This window comes from Streptomyces sp. NPDC005728, assembly GCF_040630895.1.
GTDB lineage: Bacteria > Actinomycetota > Actinomycetes > Streptomycetales > Streptomycetaceae > Streptomyces.
This window is the reverse complement of record NZ_JBEXYL010000021.1, coordinates 39,851-59,896: the sequence shown is the minus strand read 5'-3', so window position 1 is coordinate 59,896 and position 20,046 is coordinate 39,851. Positions and strand designations below refer to the sequence as shown.

Genomic DNA, 20,046 nt, shown 5'->3' with positions numbered 1-20,046 from the left:
TGGATCAGGCGATGAGGAGGCATGCGTCCCAGGCAGACCGAGGTGGTGCGGCGGTGCTGGGCGCGAGGAGCGCCAGGGCTATGCCGGCGGCGCCGTCGAGGAAGCCGGGGCCGCCTTCCTCGTCCTGGATGAGCGCCGTGGCCGTGAGTTCGGGGTCGGTGCCCGGTGGGATGACCGCAGCCAGGAGGGCCGGGATCGCGGCGCGGAGTTTCTCCGCGGTCGAGGGGCGGGCGTCGTCGGCCGTACGCGCGGCGACGTGGGCGAGGCCGGCGAACCCGTGGCAGAGGCCGTTGTCCGTCGTGGCCTTCAGCTGCTCGGGGGCGGTAAGGGACGCCACGAGTGCGTTCTCCGCGGCAATCTGGCGACGGGTGTCGCCGAGGGCAAGCGCGGCAAGTTGCTCGGCGCGGGCGAGGCCGGCGGTGCCGTAGCACCAGGATGGCCGCCGGGGCGCGGAGGGGGCGAGACGCCCGCTTCGCAGCTCTCCCTGAGTGACCCAGTACGGCCAGACCGGTCCGCCGTCAGCCTCCTCCTTCCAGCGGTCCAGCCAGGCCAGGATGGTGCGTAGTGCTGCGTGGTGCCCATCGGTGACGGAGCCGTTGCGAGCGGCAAGGGCCAGGAGCGCGAGCACGCCACCGATGCCGTGCGCCATACCGGTGTTGGCGTGCCCGCCGGGGAATCGGCCGTCTGGGCTGCCCGAGGGCCCGGTCTCCGTCCACCAGCCCGGAAGGGTCTCGCCGTGGTGGGTGATCGGTTCGGTGAGGCGTACGCAGTAGTCGAGAACGGCGTGCATCGTGGAGCTGCCGGGGTTGCGGCGTAGTAGGTAGGCACCGTATCCGGTGAGGCCCCGGATGGTGTCGAACTCGGCGAGTTGCGGCAGGCGTCCGGCGTCGATGCGGCGGTGTGCGGCGTCGAGACGGCGCTCGACGTCGACCGCGATCTGGGCGTCTATCGCGTCGAGGGCGCGCTGGTAGGAGTCGGGAAGGTGGTCGGCGGCACAGGACAGGGCGTGGGCGAAGGCGGGCACTCCGTAGAAGGGGTGGCTGTCCGCGCCGCTGGTGAGCGGCTGCCGGGAGGCGGCGGCGAGCCAGTCATGGGCGCGGTGCCACGGGCTGAGGCCGTTCGCAGCCAGCTCGATGTGCAGGAGCGCGATGCCGGGAGGCCCGTAAGCAAGATGCTGCCGGTCCGAGCACAGCGTCCTAGAGCCGTGAGGCATGGTCTCGGGGTCGGCGAGCTGGGCGGCGATGGCGTCGACCAGGCCGAGCGGAGGGTGGGCGGTCACGAGGCCCTCCCACGGGTGCGGGCGGTCCAGGCCAGGGCGGCGGCGCGCGCCAGGTAGAGGCACACCTCTTCCTCCGGGAAGTTCACGGCGACGTGGCGTACGAAGTGGACGTGCAGCAGGGAGGTCAGAACGTCGTCTACGGAGATGCCCTGGGTGTCCGGGCCGGGCAGGTGCGGCCGGTACGCGGCGAGTGCCGCTTCCCGGTCAGTCCATCCGGACACGATGGCGCCCCCTCCCGGGACCATGCGCAAGGCCGACCAGTCGTCGCTCGGGTCGGCGAGCCGTACGGCGTCGGTGAACTCAGGGCGCGGAACGGGCACTGGTGCGGTCGGCGAGACATGGTCGATCAGCCACTGCATCCCGGCCTCAGTGGTGCCGAGGAACGCGGAGGCGATGGCGACCGTGTGGGCCGCCACCAGCGTGCGCTGGCCCGAACGCTGTGGCTGCGAGAGATGGGCCAGGACGGCGCGCGAGTCCGCCCGGAACACCTCCTCGGCCGCCTCCCATGCGGCGCCGGAGCCCCAGCGGCCCATCTCACGGTAGGAGGTGGGATAGCGCAGGTCGGCCAGCAGGCCGATGCTTCGTAGCTCGTCGGCCCAGGCGCTCACCGTTCGGGCCGTGTCGGCGAAGGCTTGCGCGTCGGGGAGGGCGATGCGTACGCGGAGGTGTTGGTCCGGGTCGCGGAAGCGGATGAACCACCACGGCGGGTTGCCGAGCTGTTCGAGGAGGCCGGGCAAGTGCCGGGAGAGCAAGACGTCTTGGCGGCGGGGGTCGCCGTACAGGGCGGCCAGAAGAACTGAGGAAGCGGCAGGCGTCTGCATCTGGGTCGAAGACAGGGCACGGGCCCGGCTGGGGGCCGGCAGTGGCGACCATGCCGACGGCCTGGTTGCTTTGAGGGGCACCACGACCTCGTGGGCTCGCCCGCCGCACCAGCCGTACGCCTCTGGTTCCGGGGCCTCGACGAGTACGGCCAGGCGCGAATGGTCGAGGTGTCTGCGCAGGAGTGCACGGTGGCCAGCCTCGTTGAGGTCGAGGAAGAGGCGCCGGTCGTCCTCTACGAGGTAAACGGGGCGCGGCAGCCTCCGCCGGGCACGCCAGTCGCTGAGCGCGGCGTCCCACTCGGCCCGAGGGCGGGCTTGGCCGGGCAGTTCGGACGCTTCCAGCCGCCAGCGTGCCGGGGCCAGCACGGTCCGGCCGTACCGCAGACGTGGAAGGAACGGCATCGCCGCTGCGGCGCCCCAGTCGAAGACGGTGACTTGCGCGCACTGGGCGCGGGACAGCTCGGTGAGGAACCGCACGAGCGGCGGGGTGTGGGTGCGCAGGTTCAGCGCGTGCATTCCGACGGCCTCCACGCGGTGGCCCCGCTCGGGGACGGCGAGGTACATGCGGCGGCCGTCGCACCCCACAGCCAAGTCCTCCGGGGTGAGGACGGTGTCCTGCGGGGTGCGGTGCTCCTGAAGGCTGATCACGGTGGGGAGAACCTGTGGGGAGCGGGTGACGTGGGCGCTCTCGGGGAGCAGGGGCGGGAAAGAGAACTGTGCGGGCATGGTGTTGCCGTCTGCGGCCGGGAGGTCGGCAAGCTCGGCGGCCAGAGCCTCCCGGTCGGCGGGGGCCAGGACGCTGAGGAACCGGCCCGTGGAAACGCCGACACCACGGGACACGCTCACGACCTCCAGCCGGAACCGCCCGCGCTGCAACTCCTCCAAGCTGACCGCATGCACCCGCACCCCGATCTCCAAGTGCGGCGGCAGCCGAGGCTCGTCAGGCCCCACGTCCAGGGCCTCAATCTGTTCGTCCGTGAGGAGCACTTCGTCACGGCCGTCGAGCGCAGCGGCCTGGGCCAGCCGTATAAGGACGTCATCCCGAGCGGAGACGCGGGGCCTGCGTGGGCTGGCCGGAGCGCCTGGGTAGCCATCGGGATAGCCGGTGCCGCTGTCCGCCACGGTCTCCATGAGCGGCACCATCGTGCCGATGCCGTACCGCTCGTAGAACCGCTGGTGGTACTCGTTCCAGGCGGCGGTCCCGTACGGACGGCTGCTCAAGCGGGTCAGGATAAGAGCAACGCGCTCGACCTCACGGGCGACCGCTTCCGGCAGAACGATCTGCGCGTCCAGGCGGAGGTCGAGCGCGACGGGGTGGCGATGCAGGCCAGGGACGAGGTCTCGCATCCGCGCCGCGACGCTGTCCCGACCGCCGTGCGTGGTGCACTCCTCCAGGCCCGCCCGGACCGCCTGGAGTTCGCGTACGGTCTCCGCGACCGGGGCGAGGCTTCCAGCGTCGATCACGTCGAGCTGGCTCACCAGATACCCGAGGGCATCGGTCTCGGTGCTCGGAGCATGCAAGCCCGTGATCAGCACCCGCCGCCGGATCAGCTCCGCCAGCAGTTGACGCGCCTTCTCGGGACCGGCCTCGGGGAACTCCGCCTGGAGCTTTTCCACGAGGGTGCCGAACCGGATCGGGAGTCGGCCCGCGGCAAGGACGGCGCGCACCGGTTCGGTCAGGGCCAAGGACGCCTCGACCGCGCGAGTCCGGTCGTCCTGGACGTCGGGCTGGAACGGCACGACGAGCCGGTCTCCCCGGTACGTCACGGTGTTGTTGACGACAACGGGTAGCCGTTCGAGGAGGTCTCGGCACGACTCCAGCCGTTCAACCACGGCAGTCAGCCACTCTGCCCCCGCGCGGCCGACGGCCACGTGCTCCTCGCTCCAGTCGGCCCGGGCCTGGGGGCCGAACTCGGCGGTGGCCACGCCGGCGAACAGGCCGAAGGGTGTCGCTCGGTGCTGGGCCCGCAGGAGGTAGCGGGCCACGGACATCGCTGCGCGCTGCACATCACGGAGGGCGGGATGCTCAGCCGTGCACAGGGCCCGTACCTGCGCGGCCAGGACAGGGCTGGAGTGCCGGAGTGCCTCGGCGACGTTCTTGTCCGCCCAGACCGCGCGTAGCCACGCCACGCGGGCAGATGAACCACTGTGCGAGCGGTCATCGAGGTCAGGGCATGGCGGGAACGGCAGCGAGGGCCGGGCCACGGCGCGCACGAGAGCGGTGGAACCGTTGCGGAACGCTGCAGGCGAAGCAACCACCAAGTACCTCCGTAAGCGAGGGGACGGGCGGCTGGTGCCGCCGCGCGGAGACGCGGCGGCACCAGGCCGGGGTGACCTGGGTCCAGGTCAGGCGACGTTGGTGGTGCAGGCGCCGCAGGTGGACCCGCAGTTGTCGTCGGTCAGGTTGACCAACCCCGCCGGGTCGGCGATCTCGACGAGGGAGACGTCCAGGTCGAAGCCGTCCGATGCCCCAGGGATGTGCGGGCGTACTTCGGTGCGGCTGGGAACTACGGTGCTGCGCGTCATGCTTCAACTCCTTGTAATCGTTGTGGTGTTACTGGGCTGGAGCGCCCACCAGGTGCCGTCACGGGAGCGTTGCCAGACGGCTGCTCCCAGGACGGCTCCTGGCCGCCCAGCACGAGGGGACGTGCTCCGCGTAGGAAAGTCCTTGCGGGTTGCATGCCTCACGCCGGGAAGTCGTGTGCCGTGAGTCCGATCAAGCGGATGCCGGCCGCCGCTCCATGAAGTAGGCGAGTGCCTGGGCCTTGAGACGATCGAGGCACGGCTCGCACGCGTAGAAGGGAGCGTGCTGCCCGTCCCACTGCACCGGGCCGAGCCAGACCACCAGGACTCCGGTACGCCCGCAGCCGAGCCAGCAGTCGCCGGTGATCCACGGCCACTCCATGGAGGAACGTCCCCTTTTCTCAGCTGGTCGGGATGGTCGATCTGGCGGCCTGGCAGTTGGGAGCGCAGGCCCCGAGCTGGAACGGCACGCCCCTGTGGCGCATCTCGCCCAGCCGTCGTCGCTTGCTCCCAACGGCCAGGCGCAGAGGGCGCAGTCCATGGCCATCTGCTGGCGGGGCCAGAGTCGTGCCAGATCCGGAAGGGGCGAGGATGCCGTGGCCGGGATGCTCACTTGCCACCTTCGGTACGGAGTTCCGCCCAGACCTCTTTGCCCCAAGGGCGCCTGTCCGAGCCGTGCAGGTCGTAGCCCCAGCGGTCGGCGACAGCGTCGACGAGGAGCAGCCCGCGCCCCGACTCGTCGTCGTCAGCCGTTTGGCCGAGTATGGGAAGACGCGATGGTTCCCGATCCAGGACCCCGACACGCAGTCGAGTCGCACTCGGCCGCCCAACCATGAGGCGAATCTCGGGACACGGAGTGTGCCTGGAGGCGTTCGCGATGAGCTCCGTAATGATCAGCGCGGCACGGTCGGCGAGACCGTCGAGGTGCCACACGCCGAGGACGTCCCGAACGAGTTCGCGGCCGAGCTCGGCCGTGGACGGCTCGCACGGGAAGGTCTGGCTGTACGTGGGATGGCCGACGGACAGGGCCTCAACTTGTGTTCTCAGACTCGTCATTGGGGTGGAGCCTTCGTGTCGTCTCGGCGCCCGGCCCGCCCCCGCGGGGGAACCTCAGGGGCGGGCCGGGCCGTCAACAGCCGCCCGCACGGTGGGGCGCGGCGGGCGACCAGCACCCAGACAACTCCCTTTCCCAGCAGGTTGGTTAGGACGTTCAGGTGCTCAGTCGACGGACCGGCCTAGGGCGTTTTGACCTCTCCTTTACCTGGCGGGCAGGGATCGCGCGGACTACCGTGCCCGCATGGACACCACCCGCAACACCGTTCTTGAGGCGTGGATGACCGAACACGGCTACAGCTCCAACAGCCTCGCCGAGGCCGTGAACAGGGCCATTGAACGGTTGACCGGGCGCCCTGGTGGACTCGACGGCTCATCGGTCCGGGCATGGAAAGCGGGCCGGGTGACCTGGCCAAAGTCAGCAGCCCGCAAAGCACTTGAGGACGTCACCGGGCTACCCGCCGTCGCTTTAGGGTTCGTGCCACGGGGCCGGCCGTCGGCCACCCCGGCCCCACCGCAGCAGGAGGACCCCGACATGAAGCGCCGCACCCTTGTCGGCAGCATCGCGGCGGCTGCCGCCGCAGCAGCCGCACCCGGCACCGCATCACCGCGCCGTATCGGCATGAGCGACGTCAACCGCCTCAACAAGCGCTTCGCCGAGATCATCGCCAGCGACCACCGCCACGGCGGACAACTCGGCATCGAACAGCGGGCCGCCGCCCTCGCCGACGAGGCGCTCAACCTCCAGAACGCAGGCAGCGCCACCCAGCGCGTACGAAGCAACCTCTACGCCTCAGCAGCCGCCTTCCGCTCCTCCGCGATGTGGGCTGCCATCGACGGCCGGCGCTACGACGTCGCCAAGGCGCACATGCGCGAGGCCCAGGCCCTCGCCGAGATGTCCGGCGACCAGGCGATCAAGTTCCGCATCTGGAGCCACGCGGGCACCATGTACCGCCACATGGGCCGCCCCGCCGACGCATTCGCCGCCAACGACGTCGCCCGCAACCTGCACCTCACCCGCCGAGACCCCCTGTTCGCCTCCCTCGGCCTGGCCCGCCAGGGCGCCATCCACGGCACGGCACAGGACCGCACCGGCACCCGCCGCGCCTTCGAGCAGGCCCAGGACGCCATGCTGCGTGCCGACCCCACCGATTACCGGCCGGTGTGGATGCTCGCCTTCTACGACCAAGCCGAACTGGACTCCCTGGCCCTCTCCGCACACTTGGCGCTCGGCGACTACTCGACCGCCGAATACCACGCCCACCGCTGCCTGTCCGCCCTCCGCCCACACATGATCCGTTCCCGGGCCATCACCACCACCCGGCTCGCCCACGCCCAGCTCGCCCAGGGCGCCCCCGACGCCGCCACAGCCACCGCGATGAAGGTCCCCGCCGAAGCCGCCACCCAGCACGCCCGGGTCACGCGCATGCTCCAGGAGTTCGGGGCCGCACTGCGCGCCACCGCGCCGGGCAGCTCCACCGCGCAGACCTGGACCGAGCACACCGCCACCTGGAGGATGGCCGCATGACCACGGCGCCCGCCATCGAACTGCGCACCTTCACCACCCTCGACACCGCCCGAGGCGACCTCCTCGACGTGTACGCCGACGTGCGCGCCCCGCTCCTCCACCTGCCGAACTACGCCGTCACGGCGTTCGGCGAACGCCTGGACCGACACAGCACCGAGCCGGGGTTCACGGCCGTCCTCGCGTACGCAGACGGACATCCAGTTGGCTACGCCTACGGCAACACCATCGAGCACGGCGACCGCTACTGGCAGCGCACCAGCCCGCCGCCGGCCGAGAAGTACACCGAGCGTCCGGCCGTGGCCCTGAAGGAGATCGGCGTCCGGCCGACCTGGCGGAAGACCGGCACCGCCCGCCGCATCCACGATGCCCTCATCGCCACCCGCGACGAGCCGTACGTGACACTCATGGTCAACTCGGCCGCCGGCGACGGAAAGGTCCACGCGCTCTACAAGTTGTGGGGGTACGAAGACATCGGGCAGAGCCAACCGTCACCGGCCTCACCGGTCCTCACAGTGATGATCCGCGACACCCGATGACCCCAGAGGGTGGGCAGCGCTGGAATTGACCCGCGAGGCCCAGTCGCGGAGTACGTCCGGCGGGGCCTCGTTGAACCTGCTGGGCCACAGACGGGGCGACCGAGCAGGGCTGGTGCTCGTCGCAACATCTATCAGCCCGTATTTGACAGGAAACCTCTACCCTGGACCTATTGTCTGTTGCGTCTGGAACGTGAGGGCTGCGAGTGAGACTGAGGCAAGAAGCTCGTGTCCTCAAGGAGAAGGCCGTTTCTTCGATGGTTGCGGCGGCCGAGGCATTCAACTCCCCACACGACCGAGGGCGAGAAACGAAGGTACTTCTGCACCTTCAGCACTCCTTCGAGATGCTGCTGAAAGCCGCGCTCGTCCAGAAGGGCATTAGCGTCTTCGACCCAGCCCTGGGCCGGTCACTCGGATTTGAGACCTGCGTACGCAAGGCTGCAGAACACCCGGACATCAAGCTCAGCGAGCCTGACGCAGGGACGCTCAGAGCCATCGACGCCATGCGCGATGACGAGCAGCACTGGTTCAACCAGGTTTCCGAGCAGCTGCTGTACGTGCATGCCCGAGCTGCCGTGACACTCTTCGACGACCTACTCAGGGGCGTATTCAAGGAGCCACTGGCTGACCACCTGCCCGACCGCGTACTGCCGGTGTCGGTTGCCCCGCCCCGTGACCTTGCCCTCCTTCTGGACGAGGAATACACGCAGATCGCAGCCCTGCTCAAGCCTGGCCGACGCGCGACACACGAGGCGCGAGCCCGGATTCGAACCTTGTTGGCTATGGAGGCCCACACCGGGCCGGAGACTCGCGTCTCGAGCAAGGACGTCGACCGTGTTCAGGCTGGCATACGCGGAGGAGCGGCACGCTCAGAAGTCTTCCCTCGCTTGGAGGAGCTGGCTACTGCTACGGACGGTGAGGGGCTGCTGATCAAGCTGCGCTTCGTCAAGAACCAGACTGCTCCGCCTGTGCGCTATGCAGCTGATGAAACCGTGCCCGCCGCCGCGATCCGAGAGGTGGACCTCCAGGCGAAGTACCACCGCTCGGCGGCCGAGCTCGCTGAGGCACTTGGCTTGACCCAACCCAAGTGCGTCGCGTTGCGGCGACACCTGGGCATCGACGCTGATCCCGCGTGTTGCCACGAGTTCGTATTCAGCTCCCAACGCCTGAAGCGCTTTTCCGACAACGCCTTGACCCGCATGCGCACCGCGCGCGACACGTTGGATCTGGAAGCCCTCTGGCGAGCTCACAACCCGTCCGCCCGCCAGCCGGAGTCGTGCACCGTACCCGGCTGTCAGGCGGGGTGACTGTCGCGATTCTCGGCGATCTTTGTCGACTCTGTGAGACCGCCTTGCTATGGACGGCACAGTCTCGCGACCAACGATTCTTCGGGTGCCCCGCTCGTATCAGTGGGCTGCGCTAGCCTGCATCCGTGATTACAGGTGAGCTGAAGAGCAAGATCGATCGACTGTGGGACGCCTTCTGGTCAGGGGGTATCTCCAACCCGCTGGAGGTCATCGAACAGATCACCTATCTGATGTTCATCCGGCGCCTCGACATCCTGGAGCAGGCCAAGGAGAACAGGGCCAATCGCACGGGGCGGCCGGTCGAGAACCCGATCTACACGGACGATACCCAGGTCCTGCGCTGGTCCGTGTTCATCAACGAGTCCCCCGAGAACATGCTCACTCGGGTACGGGACGGCGTCTTCCCCTGGCTGCGCACGCTGGGTGGCGAGGAGTCCACCTACGCGCACCACATGAAGGACGCACGCTTCACCATCACAACCTCGAACCTGCTCACCAAGGCCGTCGACATGATCAACGGCATCGACATGGGCGACAAGGACACCAAGGGCGACCTGTACGAGTACATGCTTGGCAAGATCGCCACGGCTGGGCAGAACGGCCAGTTCCGTACTCCTCGGCACATCATCCAGCTGATGGTGGAGATGATGGCCCCGCAGCCGGGAGATGAGATCTGCGACCCGGCGTGCGGGACGGCTGGCTTTCTGGTGGCGTCTGCCGAGTACGTCGAGCGCACGCATCGCGAGGCATTGTTCGAGCCGGCCCAGAGGCAACACTTCAACGAGAGCATGTTCCACGGGTTCGATTTCGACAACACCATGCTCCGGATCGGCAGCATGAACATGCTGCTGCACTCGGTCGAGAATCCCGATATTCGCCACCGCGACTCTCTCGCACAGAGCGCGGCAGGCGAGGCCGACCAATACTCCCTCGTCCTCGCCAACCCGCCCTTTGCCGGAAGTCTGGACTCCGACGCGACGGCGTCTGACCTGCAGAAGGTCGTCAAGACCAAGAAGACCGAGTTGTTGTTTCTGGCGCTGTTCCTGCGCCTACTCAAGCCCGGCGGTCGGGCTGCGGTCATCGTGCCGGAAGGGGTGCTGTTCGGTTCTAGCAAGGCGCACAAGGACCTGCGAAAGCTGCTTGTTGAGGGCCACAAGCTGGACGCCGTGGTCAAGCTACCTGGGGGCGTCTTCAAACCATACGCTGGAGTCTCCACGGCAATCCTGTTCTTCACGAAGACCAACAGCGGGGGCACGGACGACGTCTGGTTCTACGAGGTTGCGTCAGACGGTTGGAGCCTTGACGACAAGCGTGCGCCGCTATTGTCGGAGGAGAAGCTCGGCCCGCTCGTGGGCGATGGCATGTTGAACGAGGCCGAGCATGCGAAGAACAACCTGCCCGACGTTCTGGCACGTTGGCGACGCCGCAACGGCAGCGAACAGGAGCGGGCGCGGACTGAGCAGAGTTTCTGCGTTCCGAAGGAAGAAATTGCCGCGCAGGACTACGACCTGAGCCTCAACCGCTACAAGGAGACCGTCCACGAGGAGGTCGAGCATCGCGCTCCTGGCGAGATTATGGATGACTTGGCACGGATCGAGTCGGAAATCCAGCAGGGCATGAGCGAGTTGAAGATTCTTCTCACCGCAGGCTCTAACGGGAGGACGTCGTGAGCGAGGCCCTCGAGCCCTCGGAATGGCATTTGGTAAAGCTCAAAGACCTATTGAGCGAGCCCATGATTAACGGGCGTTCAGTGAATACTCGCGATGGCGGGTTTCCCGTATTGCGACTGACGGCTATCCAGCCGGGCGGAATCGACGTTTCTGAACATAAGGGCGGCGACTGGAGTCGAGATCAAGCCTCCCCCTTCTTGATCAAAGAGGGTGATTTTCTAGTCAGCCGTGGCAACGGGTCACTGGATCTAGTTGGGAGGGGTGCTCTGGTTCGGGAAAGTTCCATCGAGGCCGCATTTCCCGATACAATGATCCGCATTCGAGTGCGATCTGATGTTATTTCCACCGCCTATCTGTCAAAAATCTGGGATTCCCCCTACGTGCGGAGCCAGATCGAGCGATCTGTTCGTACGACATCGGGAATTTTTAAGGTGAATCAAAAAACTCTCGGCGAGATTGAGCTGAGGGTTCCTCCCCTTCCGCACCAATCCCGGATCTCCCAGGTGCTGGAGCGAGTGGATTCGCTGCGCACCAAACGTCGCGAGGCCATCGGCCTCCTTGACGACCTCGTGCGATCGACATTTCTCGACATGTTCGGTGCTCCGGACCCGACCTGGTCGCATACCACAGTGAACGACGTAGCGAAGAAATCCAAGGGCTCGATCCGAACGGGTCCCTTTGGTAGCCAGCTACTGCGCGAGGAGTTTACCGACTCGGGAATTTCGGTGCTCGGGATCGACAATGCAGTGACGAATGAATTCGCTTGGCAGGGGCGGAGATTCATCACTGACGAGAAGTATAAGAAGCTAGCACGGTACAGGGTTTATCCCGGGGACGTACTGATTACCATCATGGGAACGTGTGGCCGCTGCGCGGTCGTTCCCGATGACATCCCGATTGCCATCAACACCAAGCATCTGTGCTGCATCACCCTGGATCAAGAAAAGTGCCTACCAGAATTTCTGCACAGCTATTTCTTGATGCATCCAGATGCTCGGAGCTATCTGCGCCGAACCGCCAAGGGTGCAATCATGGCAGGGCTCAATATGTCAATCATCAAGGACCTTCCTATCGTTCTTCCACCGGTAGAGGCGCAGCGGAAATTTGTGAAGCGAGTGACGTCACTAAGAAGAGTTAAGAGTGCATGTCTCGCTCATCTCGCCGAGCTTGATGCTCTGTTCGCCGCGCTCCAACACCGCGCGTTTCGTGACGAACCGTGGCTTGCGTCGACGGCGCCGATTGTATAGCCGAATGGGTGTTGCTGTAGCGGCGGCAGACGCCGCGGTGTGTCCTCCTTGTACCAACCTCCATACCGCTAATGAAAGGTCACTAGAGTGAGCAACTTTGAGTTCCTCCAGGCCGAGTGGCCTGACCTGCACCGTGAAGCGATACACGCCGAACGGCTGGCACATGCGGACCCGAGGGCATCCTCGTTCTATGCGCGCCGGGTGCTGGAACTCACGGTGGCCTGGTTGTTCGAAGCCGATGACACGCTTAGGTTGCCTTATCGTCGCGATTTAGCAGCACTGATTGCCGAGCCGACGCTAGTGCGGGTTGCTGGCCCAGCGGTCCGGGCGAAAATGGATGTAATCCGTCGGCAAGGCAATATCGCTGTGCACCGCAAGACACCCATCACCCCCCAGGACGCGGTGCGCACACTTGCGGAGCTATTCCACGTCCTGTACTGGATGGCCCGCACCTACACCCGCGACCAGGCCCAACTGCCTCCGTCCACGCTTGCCTTCGATGCGACGCTGATACCTCGACCGGTCTCCGCAGAGGTGCGCATCGCCAAGCAGGCCGAGCTGAAGGCCCAGGCAGAGAAGCACGCTGAGCAAGATGCCGCGCTGATCGCCGAGCGGAAGAAGAACGAGGATCTCGACGCGGAGATCGCTGCGCTGCGGGCAGAAATCAAGGCGGCCAAGGTCGCGAACGAGGCACAGCCGGACACACACGACTACAACGAAGCCCAGACCCGCACCCTGATCATTGACCTCCTCCTCAAGGAGGCTGGCTGGGACCTGGACCAGCCAAGGGACCGCGAATACCCGGTGACTGGGTTGCCGCCCTCGGCCGCGCCCTCTGGCAAGGGCAAGGTTGACTACGTTCTGTGGGACGACGACGGCAAACCCCTGGCCGTCGTCGAGGCCAAGCGAACCACCCGCGACCCGCAGCAGGGCAAGTATCAGGCAACCGTCTACGCCAAGGCCCTGGAAGATCAGTTCAAGCAGCGGCCGGTGATCTTCTACACCAACGGCTACCGCACCTACTTGTTCGATGACCTCAGCTACCCTCCCCGTGAGGTGCAAGGCTTTTACACCAAGGATGAACTTCGTCTCTTGGTCCAACGGCGGGCCAGCCGCCGCAGCCTCGCCAAGATGCCGATCAACGAGCAGATCGCCGGCCGCCACTATCAGTCCCGCGCAATAAGACGGATTGCCGACTCCTTTGAAAAGGACTCACTGCGCCACACCCTGCTCGTGATGGCAACCGGATCCGGTAAGACCCGCACCGTAATCGCGCTGAGCGACCTGATGATGCGCGCAAACTGGGCCAAGCGCATCCTCTTCCTCGCCGACCGTACGGCTTTGGTTAAGCAAGCCACCAACGAGTTCAAGAAGCATCTGCCTGGTGCCCCCGTCGTCAACCTGCTAGAGGAGAAGGACCCCAACGCGCGGGTATTCGTATCCACTTATCCGACGATGATGAATCTAATCGATCAGACCGACGCTGCGGGCCGCCGTCCCTTCGGCCCTGGCTTCTTCGACCTGATCGTTATCGATGAGGCACATCGCTCGATCTACCAGCGGTACGGAGCGATCTTCGACTACTTCGACGCGCTCCTTGTTGGCCTGACAGCAACGCCTAAGGACGAAGTCGACCGGAACACCTATCGTCGCTTCGAGCTTGAGGATGGCGTTCCCACTGATGTCTACAGCCTGGACGAGGCGGTGGCAGAGGGCTACCTGGTGGCGCCGCGTGCTGTCGATGTCCCGCTGAAGTTCCAGCGGGGTGGCATCAAGTACGACGACCTCTCCGACGAGGATAAGGAGAAATGGGACGAGACGGAGTGGAGCGAGGATGGGCAAATCCCTGACGAGATCACCACAGAGGAACTGAACAAGTACCTCTTCAACGCCGACACCGTCGACAAGGTCCTGCAGACCCTCATGACGCACGGCCTGAAGGTCGACGGCGGCGACAAGCTCGGCAAAACCATCATCTTCGCCGCCAACAACCGCCACGCGGAGTTCATCGCAGAACGGTTCGACAAGAACTACCCGCACCTCAAGGGCGCCTTCGCCCAGGTCATCACCTACCGCACCGAGTACGCCCAGAGCCTCATCGACAAGTTCTCCGAAGCTGCGGAGCTTCCCCAGATCGCCATCTCCGTGGACATGCTGGACACCGGCATCGATGTGCCTGAGGTCGTCAACCTCGTCTTCTTCAAGCTGGTGCGGTCCAAGACCAAGTTCTGGCAGATGGTCGGCCGCGGCACGCGCCTCGCACCCGACCTGTTCGGCCCGAACCGCAGCAAGGACGGCTTCCTGGTTTTTGACCTGTGCCAGAACATCGAGTTCTTCAACCAGAACCTGATGCGCGCTGAAGGCAAGGTCGCTCCCTCTCTGAGCCAGCGGATCTTCGAACGCCGCGCCGACCTGCTCCTCGCCCTCGACGAGGCAGAAGACCCTGGCCAAGAGGCAGCGGAGTCCGCCGTACGTCCACAGTCCGATGGCACGGTCAGTGATGAGGGCCTGCGCTGGGACCTCGCCACACGCCTGCACGACGAGGTGACGGCGATGAATCCGGACAACTTCCTTGTCCGTCCGCACCGCGAGCAGATTGAAACCTTCGCAGACTTCGATACGTGGCTTGCATTCACACCTGACGCGCACAGCCAAGTCGTCGATCACCTATCAGGACTTCCGACGGCCTTCCGTGACAAGGACGACACCGGGGAGGAGGCCAAGCGATTCGACCTGCTTTCGCTCCGACTCCAACTCGCCGTTCTGAATGGCGACCCGAGCTTTATTCGCCTGCGGGACCAAGTCCAGGAGATTGCGTCCACACTGCTCGACCATCTGACTATCCCCGCGGTCAAGGCCCAGCGGCCCCTGCTCGACGAAGTGGCCGGCGATGAGTGGTGGCAGGATGTGACGCTTCCCCTGCTGGAGACGATGCGCCGCCGTCTGCGCGGGCTCGTCCGGCTGATCGAGAAGACCAAGCGCAGCATTGTCTACACCGACTTCGAGGACGAGCTCGGCGAGCTGACCGCTGCCACGCTCAGCGGCATGGAGATTGGCACCGATCTCACACGTTTCGAGCAGAAGATCCGTATCTACCTCAACACGCATCAGGACCAGCTCGCCGTCCAGAAGATCCGTCGCAACAAGCAGATCACCGCGACTGACCTGTCACAGTTGGAACAGATCTTCGTGGAGGCCGGCCTCGGCACCACTGCAGACATCGACTACATCAAGGATGCCAAGGGCGGCCTCGGCCTTTTCCTACGGTCGCTGACGGGCCTGGAGCGGGAAGCAGCAGCCTTGGCCTTCGACACCTTCCAGCAGGGCAAGACGTTCACAGCCAACCAGCTCCGCTTCCTCAACGAGCTGATCGACTATCTGGCGCGCAACGGCACCATTGACGTCGACGCGCTGTATGAGTCGCCGTTCACCGCGCTCGCGCCGACCGGTCCCGAGGCGATCTTTCCCGACACCGAAGTAGACGCGATGGTGTCCGTCATCCACTCGATCCGCTCCACCGCTGTCGCGGGCGAAGGCGCGGCTTGATCAACCAGACACAGGGGAGATGCAATGCGTCAGGAAGAGATCACCAACGAGTGCCCTGGGACGGGTCAGCACGGGCGCATGGACGAGAGCGCGCCGGGCGACGACTGGTACGTGATCTGCCATGTGTGTGGAACGAAGTGGGCGGGAGGCAGCACCCTCCTCGTGCCTCACGAGGACCTGCGAAAGCGCTGACGCTCGGGCTGGTCGTGCGTGAGCGATGCGTGAGCGGATGACGTAGAACGGACGATCACGGAGTGGATCGTGCATCCTCCGAGGCCCTCTCCGACCTGGTGGTTCCGGACACCCAAGAACCGTCCGGAACCACCCAACAAGCTTTGGCCAGGACTTTTAATCCATTGGTTGTGGGTTCGAGTCCCACAGGGCCTACGAGAAGGACCCCAGCTCAGTGACGAACTGAGCTGGGGTCCTGTTCCTTTTGGGGTACCTGCTCGATCGCCGGCTCAGTCGAAGCTCAGCCGACTGGCAGGCACATCTGTGCGGGCGGGAGGCAGACGACGGGGTCCGGAGTTCTCACTGGCCGCTCGCGGGCTCATCGGTCCGCAGCCAGGCCGGGAGCAGGGCCTGCACGGCGGGCAGCGCCATCACGCGGGCCAGGCCGCCGGCGACGGCGAGCGCGCAGGCGACCCACGGCAGGGACTCGGGGATGCCGGAGGCGCCGACGATGGCCGGGAGCGCCACGGCGATGCCGACCAGCGTCTGCAGGACGGTGCGCACGGTGCGCTTGGTGGAGTCCTTCACGGTCAGTTCTCCTTCCAGACGAGCACCTTGAGGACGGCGCCGGTGATCTTCACGGGGGCGTTCTCGAACGCCTTCACGCGGATGCGCATCTGCCGCCCGGAGGCCAGGCGGCCGGTGATCGGGACCTTGCCGAAGGTGTCGCCGGGCGTGCCGATGACCTCGCCGACGGGGTGGTCCTGGACGTGGGCGCCCTGGCTGTCGTACTCGGACTGGCGGACCTGCAGCTGCGAGCCGGCCGGGAGACCGGACAGCTGGAGGTTGAGTTCGCCGGTGAAGCGGGCGGCGCCCTTGGCGAAGACGCTGCCGCCGGTGGCGTGGTCGCCGGTCTCGTCGGTCCACTCGGTGGTGAACACAAGGGTGGTCCAGTCCTGGCCGGGCTTCAGCGTGACCTCGGCGGCGCCGAGGTTGACGTACTTGGGCATGGGATCCTCTCCTCCTTGGTCCGCCGGTGGTGCGCCCCACTCGCCTGCCGGCCGTGCCAGGCAGGCGTTCACGTCGGCGCGAAAGGTCACCATGTCGAAGCCGCGAGGGTCGATCTTCTGGTCGGACCACTCCAGGTGGCCGATGCAGCTCTTCTCGCTCCAGCCGTAGTGCCGTAGGATCGCGGCGGCGGCCTTGATCATGGCGACGTACTGGACTCGCGGCCAGGGGTCCTGGCCGTCGCCGAGGTTCTCGCACTCGTAGCCGTAGAAGCAGTCGTTGCCGTCCGCGGCACCGGCGTCGCCCTCGCCGTAGTGCGTGGCCGGGGGCCGACTCGTGTAGGACTCGTCGATGACGGCGTTCAGGACGTCCGGGTCTCCGCCTCCGGCGTGGTTGGCCCGGCCGGCGGAGCACATCAGCGCCTCGCCTGCCTTGGTGATGTATGCGTGGGCCCGGGGGCCGGGCAGAGCCGAATTGCCGGTGTAGACGACCTCGTAGTCACCGTGTGCCGCGGTGTGGTGAATGAGCACACCATGAACGGGTCCGAACGGCTTGCCCGTTGCCTCGTCGCGCTCGTGCGTGGTCCAGCCTGTGTGCGGGGTTTTGACCGTGACGCCCTCGGAGCGTAGTGCGGCGAGCAGTTGGCCCGCGGTGAGTGGTGATGCCATCAGCCCTCCAGGGCATAGAAGGCAGCCCCGGCCGTTCGGCGTGGGGAGTGGATGGGCGTTGGATCAGCCGGGGTTGGCGCCGGAGGCCGCCATGAACTGGAAGTCATCGAGGCGCATGGATGTGATGCCCGCTGTCTGCCCGGTCAGTCCCCAGTTCCGGGTGGTACTGAGGAATACGCGGAACGGGGCCGAGCTGAGACAGGTGCCGAGGCTGGAGAGGGCGACCCAGGGGGTGGCTGCAGACGTCGGCGGTGATCAGCCGGCCGGGTCTCCACAGCGTCGTTCGGCGCGGTCGCAGAACTCGCCTGCCTGGCGGGCTGGAAGCACCACGACAGGCGGCGTCCCGTCGCCGCATTTAGTTTCAAACGATACCGTATCGAATGAAGTATTCTGGCCCCATGGCCGCCGACGTTCCTGACCAAGCCACCGCCTCGCGTGCGACCGACCGCCCCGGGGATCCCTCGCCTTTCGCTCTCGGCCTGCTGCTGCGCCGGGCGCACTGGCGCGCGGCGCAGGTGATGACGGAGGCGCTTCGACCCCTCGGCATCGAGTTGCGGCATTTCGCGGTGCTGATCGTGCTGGTCAATCGCGGGCCCACGGTGCAGCGGGATCTGGCGGCGGCGACGGGGTCGGACAAGGCGGGAATCATGCGGGTCGTGGACGACCTGGAGCGCAAGGGCCTGGCCGTACGCAAGGCCGTTCCGGGGGACCGGCGGGTGCGGGCGGTGGAGATCACCCCTCAGGGACTGGAGCTTTTCGACGCGGCCCACGTGGCGGCGGAGCCGCTGGCCGAGCGTCTGGTTGCCGAACTGGGGCCCGGCGACCCGGAGCAGCTGACGGATCTGCTGACCCGGCTTGCCCATCCCGCGGACAACGAGGCGTAGGCGCACCCGCGTACCCGCCGCCGGCGGCTGCCGCGCCGCATGCCCGGCCGGTGTGCTCTTCACCGACGCCCGGCATCACCGTCGTCTCGACGTGAGTCGTGCCGGCAGGCCGAACGCCGGTCCGCTCCCCGTGCCGGCCGCCTGTTCCCAGGTGCAGACCTCCCGGTCCCGGGCCGCCTGCCCCTGGGTACGGAGGGCCATCGGCACCGCCGAAGAGGGCGCAGGTGCCGAAGACGCCGTGTGACGACCCGGGGCCAGGGGGCACACGACGTCTGCAGCTCGCGAGAGTTACGCGGCGAGACGTTCGGCGAGTTCCTTGGCCTTGGTGGTCGCCTCCTCGAAGGCGCGCATCCGGGACGCCTCGTAGAGGGGGACCAGTCCGGACATGGCCGGGTTGCGGGGGGCCATGGTGAGTTCCGGGACGATGAAGTCGAGGTCCAGGCCGAGGGTGCCCTTGAGGACGGCCTCCAGGTAGTTCTGCACGAACTCGTGGCCCTCGCGCGGGGTGCCCGGCGCGTAGGAGCCGCCGCGGCTGGCGACGACGATCACCGGGGTGCCCTGGGCGGACGGAGTCTCGCCGGCGGTGCGGCCGAGCAGGAGCACGCTGTCCAGCCACGCCTTGAGGGTCGACGGGATCGAGAAGTTGTACATGGGAGCACCGATCAGAACGGCGTCCGCCTGCTCCAGCTCCTCGATGAGCTGCACGCGCGCGGCGAACGCGGCGGACTGCTCCGAGGTGCGCTCGGTGGGGGCGGCGTAGCCGGCGGACCAGGCGTCGGCGGTGATGTGCGGGACAGGGGCGACGGCGAGGTCGCGGTAGATCACCGTGCCCGCCGGGTGCTGCTCCTCCCATGTCCTGCGGAAGGCGGCCGTGACCGAACGGGACGAGGACGCCTCGCCAGGAAACACGGACGAGTCGATGTGCAGCAGCGTGGCCATGGGCTTTCTCCAAGGTGCGGCGCCCGAGGCGTGGGCCGGGGGCTGAGGATTCGGTACCGAGATGGTTTCACACGATACGGTATCGAGTGATACTATCGTGAGTGCAGCGAAGGCGAACCCGTTGAGTCGATGGAGGCGGGCGATCATGGACGTCTACGAGGCGGTGACGAGCCGACGCGCGGTGCGCAGGTTCACCGACCGCCCTGTCCCGAGGGGGACGCTGGAGCGCGTCCTGTCCGCCGCGGCCTGGGCGCCGTCCGGATCGAACCTCCAGCCGTGGCACGTGTACGTGGTGACCGGCGCGCCGCTGGCCGAGCTCAAGAAGCGCGCCGGTGAGCGCCTGGCCTCGGGCGACCCCTGGGACGAGCCGGAGTACGAGATGTACCCGCCCGCGCTGAAGTCGCCCTTCCGTGAGCGTCGATCCGCCTTCGGTGAGCAGCGCTACGGCGCACTCGGCATTCCGCGCGAGGACCTGGAAGCACGGCAGAGGGCCGCTGCCGCGAACTGGGACTGTTTCGGTGCGCCTGCCGCCCTGTTCTGCTACATCGACCGTGACATGGGCCGGCCTCAATGGTCCGACGTCGGCATGTACCTGCAGACCGTCATGCTGCTGCTCCGCGCCGAAGGGCTGCACAGCTGCCCGCAGATGGCCTGGGCGAAGTTTCACAGCACCGTCGCGGAGGTCCTGTCACCCCCGGACCAGCTCCTCCTCTTCTGCGGCATGTCGATCGGCTTCGAAGACGTCACCGCAGGAGACGCCCGCATAGGCCGGGCGCCGCTCGACGAGACGGTCACCTTCGTCGACGGCCACGGCCCGTGACACCGCCGCCCCTCGGCTGATCAAGGCGCCGTGTCTTGCCCCGCCCACG

At 66.7% G+C, this 20,046-nt stretch carries 16 protein-coding genes and 1 tRNA gene; 9 read left to right on the top strand and 8 right to left on the bottom strand.

Annotated elements, in window-relative coordinates; translation table 11 throughout:
• Positions 1-4 precede the first annotated feature (4 nt).
• From ABZ471_RS16765 to ABZ471_RS16745, 5 genes are all read right to left on the bottom strand, one after another.
• On the bottom strand, positions 5-1,279 hold the full coding sequence (locus ABZ471_RS16765) for a lanthionine synthetase C family protein (RefSeq protein ID WP_359067061.1): 1,275 nt from the start codon (positions 1,277-1,279) through the stop codon (positions 5-7).
• The gene (locus ABZ471_RS16760; RefSeq protein ID WP_359067059.1) at positions 1,276-4,230 is read right to left on the bottom strand and encodes a lantibiotic dehydratase; all 2,955 of its coding nucleotides are present in this window, start codon (positions 4,228-4,230) and stop codon (positions 1,276-1,278) included. The genes ABZ471_RS16765 and ABZ471_RS16760 overlap by 4 nt, the downstream gene beginning before the upstream one ends.
• 216 nt (positions 4,231-4,446) lie before the next feature.
• Positions 4,447-4,626, bottom strand: coding sequence for an FxLD family lanthipeptide (locus tag ABZ471_RS16755; protein WP_030750825.1), 180 nt, complete (start codon positions 4,624-4,626; stop codon positions 4,447-4,449).
• A 190-nt stretch (positions 4,627-4,816) separates the two neighbouring features.
• Positions 4,817-5,005, bottom strand: coding sequence for a hypothetical protein (locus ABZ471_RS16750; RefSeq protein WP_359067056.1), 189 nt, complete (start codon positions 5,003-5,005; stop codon positions 4,817-4,819).
• A 227-nt stretch (positions 5,006-5,232) separates the two neighbouring features.
• Positions 5,233-5,679 carry an ATP-binding protein gene (locus ABZ471_RS16745; RefSeq protein WP_359067054.1) on the bottom strand — a complete coding sequence of 149 codons (447 nt, stop codon included), beginning with the start codon at positions 5,677-5,679 and terminating at the stop codon, positions 5,233-5,235.
• Between the two features lie 241 nt (positions 5,680-5,920).
• On the opposite strand from ABZ471_RS16745, the gene ABZ471_RS16740 reads away from it, so the two are divergent.
• The 7 genes from ABZ471_RS16740 (at position 5,921) to ABZ471_RS16710 (ending at position 15,894) form a co-directional block, all read left to right on the top strand.
• Positions 5,921-7,204, top strand: a complete 1,284-nt coding sequence (locus ABZ471_RS16740; RefSeq protein WP_359067052.1) for an XRE family transcriptional regulator — start codon at positions 5,921-5,923, stop codon at positions 7,202-7,204.
• Positions 7,201-7,740, top strand: coding sequence for a GNAT family N-acetyltransferase (locus ABZ471_RS16735; RefSeq protein ID WP_359067050.1), 540 nt, complete (start codon positions 7,201-7,203; stop codon positions 7,738-7,740). The genes ABZ471_RS16740 and ABZ471_RS16735 overlap by 4 nt, the downstream gene beginning before the upstream one ends.
• A gap of 203 nt (positions 7,741-7,943) precedes the next feature.
• Entirely contained in the window at positions 7,944-9,044 is a 1,101-nt protein-coding gene (locus ABZ471_RS16730; protein WP_359067048.1) for a DUF3644 domain-containing protein, read from the top strand.
• Between the two features lie 125 nt (positions 9,045-9,169).
• Positions 9,170-10,714 (top strand): class I SAM-dependent DNA methyltransferase, encoded by a 1,545-nt coding sequence (locus ABZ471_RS16725; protein ID WP_359067045.1) that lies wholly within the window; start codon positions 9,170-9,172, stop codon positions 10,712-10,714.
• A complete protein-coding gene (locus ABZ471_RS16720) occupies positions 10,711-11,961 on the top strand; it encodes a restriction endonuclease subunit S (RefSeq protein WP_359067043.1) in 1,251 nt (416 codons plus the stop codon). Before ABZ471_RS16725 ends, ABZ471_RS16720 begins: the two co-directional genes overlap by 4 nt.
• Positions 11,962-12,048: 87 nt before the next feature.
• Complete coding sequence (locus tag ABZ471_RS16715) at positions 12,049-15,507, top strand: DEAD/DEAH box helicase family protein (RefSeq protein WP_359067041.1); 3,459 nt, start codon at positions 12,049-12,051, stop codon at positions 15,505-15,507.
• 273 nt (positions 15,508-15,780) lie between these two features.
• Positions 15,781-15,894 (top strand) — tRNA-Lys (locus ABZ471_RS16710).
• A 144-nt stretch (positions 15,895-16,038) separates the two neighbouring features.
• Here ABZ471_RS16710 and ABZ471_RS16705 read toward each other — a convergent pair.
• Both ABZ471_RS16705 and ABZ471_RS16700 read right to left on the bottom strand, forming a co-directional pair.
• On the bottom strand, positions 16,039-16,266 hold the full coding sequence (locus tag ABZ471_RS16705; RefSeq protein ID WP_359067039.1) for a hypothetical protein: 228 nt from the start codon (positions 16,264-16,266) through the stop codon (positions 16,039-16,041).
• 2 nt (positions 16,267-16,268) lie between these two features.
• Complete coding sequence (locus tag ABZ471_RS16700) at positions 16,269-17,354, bottom strand: N-acetylmuramoyl-L-alanine amidase (RefSeq protein ID WP_359067037.1); 1,086 nt, start codon at positions 17,352-17,354, stop codon at positions 16,269-16,271.
• 398 nt (positions 17,355-17,752) lie between these two features.
• Here ABZ471_RS16700 and ABZ471_RS16695 point away from each other — a divergent pair, with 398 nt between their 5' ends.
• On the top strand, positions 17,753-18,238 hold the full coding sequence (locus ABZ471_RS16695) for a MarR family transcriptional regulator (RefSeq protein WP_359067035.1): 486 nt from the start codon (positions 17,753-17,755) through the stop codon (positions 18,236-18,238).
• A 288-nt stretch (positions 18,239-18,526) separates the two neighbouring features.
• Here the strand turns inward: ABZ471_RS16695 and ABZ471_RS16690 are convergent, their stop codons facing one another.
• Complete coding sequence (locus ABZ471_RS16690) at positions 18,527-19,177, bottom strand: NAD(P)H-dependent oxidoreductase (RefSeq protein WP_359067033.1); 651 nt, start codon at positions 19,175-19,177, stop codon at positions 18,527-18,529.
• Positions 19,178-19,322: 145 nt separating this feature from the next.
• Between ABZ471_RS16690 and ABZ471_RS16685 the strand changes: the two genes are divergently transcribed.
• Positions 19,323-19,997: a nitroreductase gene (locus ABZ471_RS16685; protein WP_359067031.1), complete on the top strand. Its 675-nt coding sequence runs from the start codon at positions 19,323-19,325 to the stop codon at positions 19,995-19,997.
• Positions 19,998-20,046: the final 49 nt, after the last annotated feature.

Bases quoted from the DNA above. Each gene is read 5' to 3' on its own strand.
- ABZ471_RS16755 (WP_030750825.1), bottom strand. From the start codon at position 4,626: ATGACGCGCAGCACCGTAGTTCCCAGCCGCACCGAAGTACGCCCGCAC.
- ABZ471_RS16750 (WP_359067056.1), bottom strand. From the start codon at position 5,005: ATGGAGTGGCCGTGGATCACCGGCGACTGCTGGCTCGGCTGCGGGCGT.
- ABZ471_RS16745 (WP_359067054.1), bottom strand. From the start codon at position 5,679: ATGACGAGTCTGAGAACACAAGTTGAGGCCCTGTCCGTCGGCCATCCC.
- ABZ471_RS16740 (WP_359067052.1), top strand. From the start codon at position 5,921: ATGGACACCACCCGCAACACCGTTCTTGAGGCGTGGATGACCGAACAC.
- ABZ471_RS16735 (WP_359067050.1), top strand. From the start codon at position 7,201: ATGACCACGGCGCCCGCCATCGAACTGCGCACCTTCACCACCCTCGAC.
- ABZ471_RS16700 (WP_359067037.1), bottom strand. From the start codon at position 17,354: ATGGCATCACCACTCACCGCGGGCCAACTGCTCGCCGCACTACGCTCC.
- ABZ471_RS16695 (WP_359067035.1), top strand. From the start codon at position 17,753: ATGGCCGCCGACGTTCCTGACCAAGCCACCGCCTCGCGTGCGACCGAC.
- ABZ471_RS16690 (WP_359067033.1), bottom strand. From the start codon at position 19,177: ATGGCCACGCTGCTGCACATCGACTCGTCCGTGTTTCCTGGCGAGGCG.
- ABZ471_RS16685 (WP_359067031.1), top strand. From the start codon at position 19,323: ATGGACGTCTACGAGGCGGTGACGAGCCGACGCGCGGTGCGCAGGTTC.